Here is a 6,872-nt window from a genome sequence, read left to right as displayed (position 1 = left end):
GGGACGTGTGACAAATGTTGACTCTTGTCTCAGGGGCGATCTAGGCTGGTGGGGCTCGGTCACCGGTCTGGAGGTGTCATGGCCGCCTCGTCCCCGTCCCGTGCTCGCTCCTCCCGGGCGGTCGCGCGCGCGCCGCTGGTGCCGGGGACGCTGCTGTGGCGGTACGCCGGCGACCTGCGGTCGCTGCTGCCCGGGGCCGCCGCCGGGCTGATGCAGCTCATGCATCCGGGCATCGGCGCGGGCGTCGGCGAGCACTCGGCGTTCTTCGACGCGCCGTTCGACCGGATCCACCGGTCCGTCCCGCAGATCTGGGCGACGATCCTCGCGCCGGACGGCGTCACCCGCGCCCGCGGCATCCGCGACCTGCACCGCGGCATCGGCGGCGTCGACGAGCACGGCCGGCGGTACCACGCGCTCGAACCCGAGACGTTCTGGTGGGCGCACGCCACCTTCACATGGGAGATCTTCAAGGCGGCCGAGATCTTCCACCCCGGCACGCTCACGGCCGAGGACCACGAGCAGATGTACGCCGAGACCGTCACCTGGTACTCCCGCTACGGCGTCAGCATGCGCCCCGTGCCCGAGGACTACGCGGCCTTCCAGTCCAAGTTCTGGCACATCTGCGCCAAGACGCTCGAACTCACGCCCGCCGCGGCGCGCGCACTGGAGATCGCCAAACACGGGTCCGAGAGCGTCACGGTCCTGCCCGTCGGCGGCCCCCGGCTCGACCGCGCCGGACGGCTGGTCATCGAGCGGCCGCTGCGGCTGATCACGTTCGGGTGCCTGCCGCCGCTCGTCCGGGAGCGGTTCGACATCCCCTGGTCGCCGCTCGACCAGGCCCGGTTCGCCGCGCTCGCGATGGCCCACCGGCAGGGCTACCGCATCATGCCGAGCGGCATCAACCACTGGGCGCTGCGCAGCATGCTCCGCTACATCGGCGCGCACACCCGCGAGGACCGGTACCAGCCGGCCGCGTGAGGGTCACACGACCGCGGCCGCCCGGGGGCGGACCTCCCGGCACGCGGTGAGGATGCGGCGGACGTCGCCGTCCGACAGGCCCGCGTGCGCGGAGAGGCGGACCAGCGTGCGGCCCACCGACGCCGCCGGCGGGAACAGCGCCGCGCTGAAGATGTCGCGGCCGACCAGCGCGTCCCGCATGCGGGTGGCCTCCGACTCCGACCCGGCCTCCAGCGCGATGATCTGCGAGTCGGACTCCACCAGCCGGTAGCCGAGCTCCGCCAGCCCCTCCCGCAGCCGGGCCGTGATCGCGCGGAGCCGCCCGCGCCGCCAGCCCTCCCTGCGCACCACCTTCAACGCCGCGGCCAGGCCCGCGACGTCGTGCGGCGGCAGCGTCGAGCCGAACACCGCCGGGAGCGCGGTGCGGGGGAAACAGTCCGCGGAGCCGGGACGGTCGCAGGCGATCAGCCCGGCCCTTCCCGGCAGGGCCTTCGCCAGGCTCGCCGTGCGGAAGTCGACGCGGCCGGTGAGGCCCAGCTCGGCGACCAGGCCCGCACCGCGCTCGCCGTGCGTGCCGAGCGAGTGCGACTCGTCCACGACCAGCAGGCAGCCGTGCTCCTCGGCCACCGCCGCCAGGCCGGCCAGCGGGGCGACCGAGCCGTCGGTGCCGCAGACGGCGTCCACGGCGATCACCCCGGAGCCGCCCGCCTCGATCCGGCGGCGCAGGTGGTCGAGGTCGTTGTGGCGGAAGCAGGCCGGCTCGGCGCCCGCCGCCCGCGCCCCCTCCCACAGCGACGCGTGCGCGAGGACGTCCAGGTAGACGGGGACGTCCGGGCCGGCGATCACCTGCAGCAGCCCGGTGTTGGCCGCCCAGCCCGACGAGCAGAGCACCCCCGCCCGCGCGCCCAGGTGCCGGGCGAACCGCTCGCCGAGGACGACCTGCGGGTGGTCGCCGGGCAGGCAGGGCCCGGTCGCGGGCGGCGCGGCGTCCTCCTCCCGCAGGCCGGCGATCATGGCCTCGGTGACCGCCGGATGCCCGGCGAGGGCGAGATAGTCGCTACAGGTCAGTACGATCGCCCGGTCGCCGGGGGCCTTCGGCGCCGCGGCCCGGCGGCCCCGCGCGCCCCGGAACACCCTGATGCGTTCGCCCAGCCGCTGGTGAGCGCTGGTCATGGTCGTCACACTCCCCGGTCAAATGATCATCACGTCCCGTAGCGGACCCTAATCATAGGGTGAAAACAATCTCGGACGAGGACCAAAACCGCGCGCCGCCGGGGAAAGTTCACCAGCCATCCCGGCCGTGTTCCGGGCTCGGCGCGCGAAAACACCCCATATCGTGCACGTCACCGGGTATCACCTGGTCACGCGCTCTCCATCCGAACGTGGGGTGTGAACACGATCACCGCCGAACGCGCCGCGGTGCCCGCCGAGCTCCCCGATCTCGGCGTCCGCACCGCACCGCTTCCCGCCGTCCAGCGGGTCCTCCGGGCCCGCTGGACGATCCTCGGGGTGCTCCTCGCGGGCCTCGCCGCGGTCCTGCTGGCGACCCTCGGCCCGCTGCGTCCCGCGGCGTCCGCGCTCGGCGCCATGCGCTGGGAGTTCCTCCCGGCGCTGGTCCTGCTCTCGCTGCTGCACTACGTGTGCTCCGCGCTCGCGCTGCGCGGCGCGGCGGGCCGCCCGCTGCCGCTCGCCACCACGACGCTCGCGCAGTTCGCCGCGTCCGCCGCGAACCGGATCACCCCGGGCGGCCTCGGCGCCGTCGCGGTCAACACCCGCTACCTCGTCTGCCGCGGCCTGCCGCTGCCCCGCGCGGTGGTCGCCGTCGCGGTCCTGCAGGTGGCGGGCGTCCCCGCCGACCTGCTGCTGCTGGGCGCCGTCCTCGGCCTCGGCGGCGGGAACGGCCGGATGCTGGACGCCCTCGGCGAGCACGCCGCGCACGCCGCCGGGCTCGTCCCGCCGCTCCCGCTGCTCGTCGCCGGCGGGGTGCTGCTGCCCGCCGCCGTGCTGTGGGGCCGCCGCGCGGCCCGCTCCGCCGCCGTCGGGCGGGCGCTCGCCGGGTTCGCCGACCTGTGCCGCCGCCCGCGCGACCTGCTGCTCACCCTGGCCGCGTCCGCCGGAACCACGTTCGCCCTCGCGGTGGCGTTCGCGCTCTGCGTCCTCGCCGTCCCCGCGACGGCGGTGGGGCCCGCCGACCTCCTCGCCCTCCTCGCCGCCTACCTGGTGGGAGCCGCCGCCGGGGCCGCCGTCCCGCTGCCCGGCGGCGTCGGCTCCACCGAGACCGCGCTCGTGGCCGCGCTCGCCGCGCTCGGCGTCGAGGCCGGACCGGCCCTGCACGCCGTCCTGCTGTTCCGCGCGGTCACGTTCTGGGCGCCGGTCCCGCTGGGTCTCCTCGCCTGCCGGACGCTCCGCCGGTGACCTTTACGTTGTGGATCAAAGATGGAAGACCTTCGCGGCGTTGCCGGACAGGAACGCCTCCCTCGCCTCGTCGCCGAGGCCGAGGTCGTCCAGCCCCTTCAGGGCCCGGTCGGCGGTCAGCATCGGGTAGTTGGTGCCGAACATGACCTTGTGGTGCCTGTCCTGCGTCATGTACCGGACGAGCTCCGGCGGATACCTGCGCACCGTGTACGCCGACGTGTCGATGTAGACGTTCGGGTGCTTGCGGCACACCGCGACCATCTCCTCGGTCCACGGGTAGCCGATGTGCCCGCCGACGATGACCAGCTCGGGGAAGTCGAGCGCGACCTGGTCGATGTACGGGATCGGCCGCCCCGTCTCGCTCGGCCGCAGCGGGCCGGTGTGCCCGACCTGCGTGCAGAACGGGATGCCCAGCTCCACGCATTCCGCGAAGAGCGGGTAGTAGAGGCGGTCGGTGGGCGGCAGCTCCCAGAGCCACGGCACGACGCGCAGCCCCCTGAAGCCGAGTTCGCGCACGCACCGCCTCAGCTCCCGCACGGCCTCCATGGGCTTGCGCAGGTCGACCGACGCGATGCCCATCAGCCGGCCCGGGGCCTGCTCGACGAACGAAGCGACCTCGTCGTTGCTCACCAGGTCGCCCTCCGGCCCGTACCAGGCGCTGATGAGGCCGATGTCCACTCCCCCGGCGTCCATGGCCGCGACGGTCGCCTGGACGGGCGGCTGCTCCGCCGGCGGCTTCCGCCCGAGCCACCGCCACAGCGAATCGAGCATCTCGTGCTGCAGAAACCGGACCGTCCCGTGCTGCATCCAAGCGTCGACGACCATGAATCCCTCCCCCTGTAAACAGAACCCCATTCTGGTTCCCTGGAACAGCGTCCTGTCAACGGGCGGGACGGCCGCCCACCGATCTTCGTCCGGCCAGGCGAGGATCGTTAGGACTTACCACGTATACCCCTGCTCCTGCGACAAAATGACACCGTGTTCTCCTGGCGCCGCCGCTCCGTCCTGCTGGGCCTCATCGGCTTCAGCTGCCTGCTCATCGGTCTCACCGTGCTGTTCGCCGAGCTGGGGCTGGACAACGCGGACAAGCTGGCGAGCGTGTTCGGCGCGTTCAGCGGCGTGTCCGGCCTGGCGATCGCCGGCGTCAGCCTCTTCCAGGACAGGAGCCCGCGGAGGGAGAACACCGGGGTCGCCTCCGAGCAGCTGGAGGCCCTGGCGCGCGCCCTGCGCCGGCCCGCCGCGATCCCCGTCCGCGCGGCGCGGAGCCTGCCGACGGACATTCCGGATTTCGTGGACCGCGAGACGGTGCTGGAGCGCATCGAGGCCGCGGCCGGCCGCGCCGGCTCCGGAACGGCGGCCGTCTGCACGATCAGCGGGATGGCCGGTGTCGGCAAGACGGCCCTGGCGGTCCGCGCCGCGCACAGGCTCGCGGACTCCTTTCCCGACGGCGCCCTGTTCCTGAACCTGCACGGGCACAGCGCCGACCAGGCGCCCGTCCCGCCCGGCAGGGCGCTGGAGGCCCTGCTCCACGGGCTGGGCCTGGCACCCGATCAAGTCCCCGAGTCCCTGGAGGAGCGCGCCGCGTTGTGGCGGTCGCAGACCGCGGACTCCCGCACGCTCGTGGTCCTGGACAACGCCGCGGACGACCGGCAGGTGGTGCCGCTCATCCCCGCGGGCCCCTGCCTCACGATCGTCACGAGCCGGCGCCGGCTCGTCCTGGACGGGGGGCAGGTCGTCGCCCTCAACGCGCTCGCGACGCAGGACGCGGTGCGGCTGCTGACCGGCGCGGTCGGGGCGGAGCGGCTGCAGAGCGGCTCCGGAGAGGTCCGGGAGATCGTCTCCCGATGCGGCCGCCTCCCGCTCGCCGTCCGGCTGGCCGCCGGGCACCTCCAGTCCCACCCGGCCTGGACGCCGGGGAACCTGCTTTCGGAGATGAGGGAGGCCGAGGCGCGGGATGATCTGCCCATTCCAGGGCAGAACGGCGTAATGGCCGCCTTCCACCCCTCCTACGAAGGAATCACCCCCGACCAGCAGCGTTTGCTACGGCGCCTGGCACTCCACCCGGGTACCGACTTCGACGTGCCGGCGGCCGGAGCCCTGTACGGCGGAACCATCGCCGATACCGCGGCCGGCCTGGAGGCCCTGAGCGAGCAGAGCCTGCTGGAGGAGCCCGCCTATCGGCGGTACCGGCTGCACGACCTCGTCCGGGACTTCGTCCTGCATCGCGTCGAACAGGAGCCCCCGGCCGAGACCTCCGCCGCGAGGGCTCGGCTCATCGACTACTACACGGCGGCGTCGGTGCGCGCCGAGCGGGTCATCAACCTCCTCGGCTTCAGGGACTCCGAGAACGAGATCGAGCACCCGCCGGCCGAGGCCCCGGCCTTCGCCTCGCACGCGGAGGCGATGGCATGGCTGGAGACCGAACGCCCGAACCTCCACGCATGCGTCGAACTCGCCGTCGAGGGCGGCCAGACGGCCCGCGCGGCGCGCCTCGCCCGCGCGATGGCGTACTTCCTGCGCCTCAGCGGCCACTGGACGGACGCCGCGGACCTGTGCCGCCGGGCCGCGCAGTGGTGCGCTGATCTCGGCGATTCGGCGTGCTCCGCCGACATGGTCTTCCTGAGCGGCGACATCGCGAGGCTGACCGGCCGGCATCGCGAGGCCAGGTCCTACTACGAGCAGGCGCTGGCGGTCTACCGCGAGTCGGGCGACCGGCACCGGGAGGCGCGGACCCTGCACTCGTTGGGCGACCTCGACCGCATGCAGCACCGGTACGAGGCGGCGATAGACATCTACACGCGGGCGCTGACCGTGTACGAGAGCACCGGAAACCGCCTCTCCAGTGCCCGGGCCGTGCACAGCATCGCGGACGCCCACCGTCTCGCGGGCAACGGTGAGGCGGCGATGGACCAGTACGAGACGGTCCTCGGCATGTACCGCGAACTGGAGGACCCGGTCGGCGCCGTCCGCGCTCGTCACGGCATCGCCGACGTCCAGGTCCTCGGCGGAAACGGTCTCCAGGCGCTTCCGGCCCTCCAGGACGCCCTGCGGGCGTACCGGGAACTGGGAGATCGGCTCGGCGAGGCCGACGCCCTGCACAGCATCGGCGCCGCCCATCTCGCGGCCGGGGAGCCGGACGAGGCCGTCCGCCACCTGCGTCAAGCACGCGACGTCTACATCTCTCTAGGCGACGAACGCCAAGAGGTGCAGACCCTCCTCAAACTCGGGCAGGCGCACGCGGCGGCCGGCGACCTGGAAGAGGCTCTGGCCTCCTGCGAGGCCGCCGCGGCGGCCTCGCAGGAGGCCGACGACCTGTACCTGCGCGCCGACGCCGAGCGTCTCCTCGGGCGGCTCCTCCTCTCCGCCGGCCGCCGCGACGAGGCGGCCGCGCACCTGCGGGCCGGGCTCGGGCTCCTGCGGGAACTCGGATCACCGCTGGCCGACGACCTCCGGGCCGAGCTCCGCCGGGCGGAACCCGGCCCGGCCGAAGAGCCCTAGAC

The 6,872-nt window shown here is 73.7% G+C and carries 5 protein-coding genes; 3 read left to right on the top strand and 2 right to left on the bottom strand.

The window, feature by feature from the left end; translation table 11 throughout:
* Positions 1-78 precede the first annotated feature (78 nt).
* Entirely contained in the window at positions 79-978 is a 900-nt protein-coding gene (locus ACIWVC_RS25700; RefSeq protein ID WP_396450298.1) for an oxygenase MpaB family protein, read from the top strand.
* Positions 979-981: 3 nt separating this feature from the next.
* Here the strand turns inward: ACIWVC_RS25700 and ACIWVC_RS25695 are convergent, their stop codons facing one another.
* The gene (locus tag ACIWVC_RS25695) at positions 982-2,130 is read right to left on the bottom strand and encodes an aminotransferase class I/II-fold pyridoxal phosphate-dependent enzyme (protein WP_396454673.1); all 1,149 of its coding nucleotides are present in this window, start codon (positions 2,128-2,130) and stop codon (positions 982-984) included.
* 216 nt (positions 2,131-2,346) lie between these two features.
* On the opposite strand from ACIWVC_RS25695, the gene ACIWVC_RS25690 reads away from it, so the two are divergent.
* Positions 2,347-3,372 (top strand): lysylphosphatidylglycerol synthase domain-containing protein, encoded by a 1,026-nt coding sequence (locus ACIWVC_RS25690; RefSeq protein WP_396450295.1) that lies wholly within the window; start codon positions 2,347-2,349, stop codon positions 3,370-3,372.
* Between the two features lie 15 nt (positions 3,373-3,387).
* Here ACIWVC_RS25690 and ACIWVC_RS25685 read toward each other — a convergent pair whose 3' ends face one another.
* On the bottom strand, positions 3,388-4,197 hold the full coding sequence (locus tag ACIWVC_RS25685; RefSeq protein ID WP_396450293.1) for an amidohydrolase family protein: 810 nt from the start codon (positions 4,195-4,197) through the stop codon (positions 3,388-3,390).
* A gap of 153 nt (positions 4,198-4,350) precedes the next feature.
* On the opposite strand from ACIWVC_RS25685, the gene ACIWVC_RS25680 reads away from it, so the two are divergent.
* A complete protein-coding gene (locus ACIWVC_RS25680) occupies positions 4,351-6,870 on the top strand; it encodes an ATP-binding protein (RefSeq protein ID WP_396454672.1) in 2,520 nt (839 codons plus the stop codon).
* Positions 6,871-6,872 lie beyond the last annotated feature (2 nt).

The organism is Actinomadura sp. (assembly GCF_044508335.1).
Lineage (GTDB): Bacteria > Actinomycetota > Actinomycetes > Streptosporangiales > Streptosporangiaceae > Spirillospora.
The sequence above is the reverse complement of the archived record's forward strand: the minus strand, read 5'-3'. Positions and strand labels throughout refer to the sequence as shown.

Coding starts and splice junctions, on each gene's coding strand:
- ACIWVC_RS25700 (WP_396450298.1), top strand. CDS start 79: ATGGCCGCCTCGTCCCCGTCCCGTGCTCGCTCCTCCCGGGCGGTCGCG.
- ACIWVC_RS25695 (WP_396454673.1), bottom strand. CDS start 2,130: ATGACCAGCGCTCACCAGCGGCTGGGCGAACGCATCAGGGTGTTCCGG.
- ACIWVC_RS25685 (WP_396450293.1), bottom strand. CDS start 4,197: ATGGTCGTCGACGCTTGGATGCAGCACGGGACGGTCCGGTTTCTGCAG.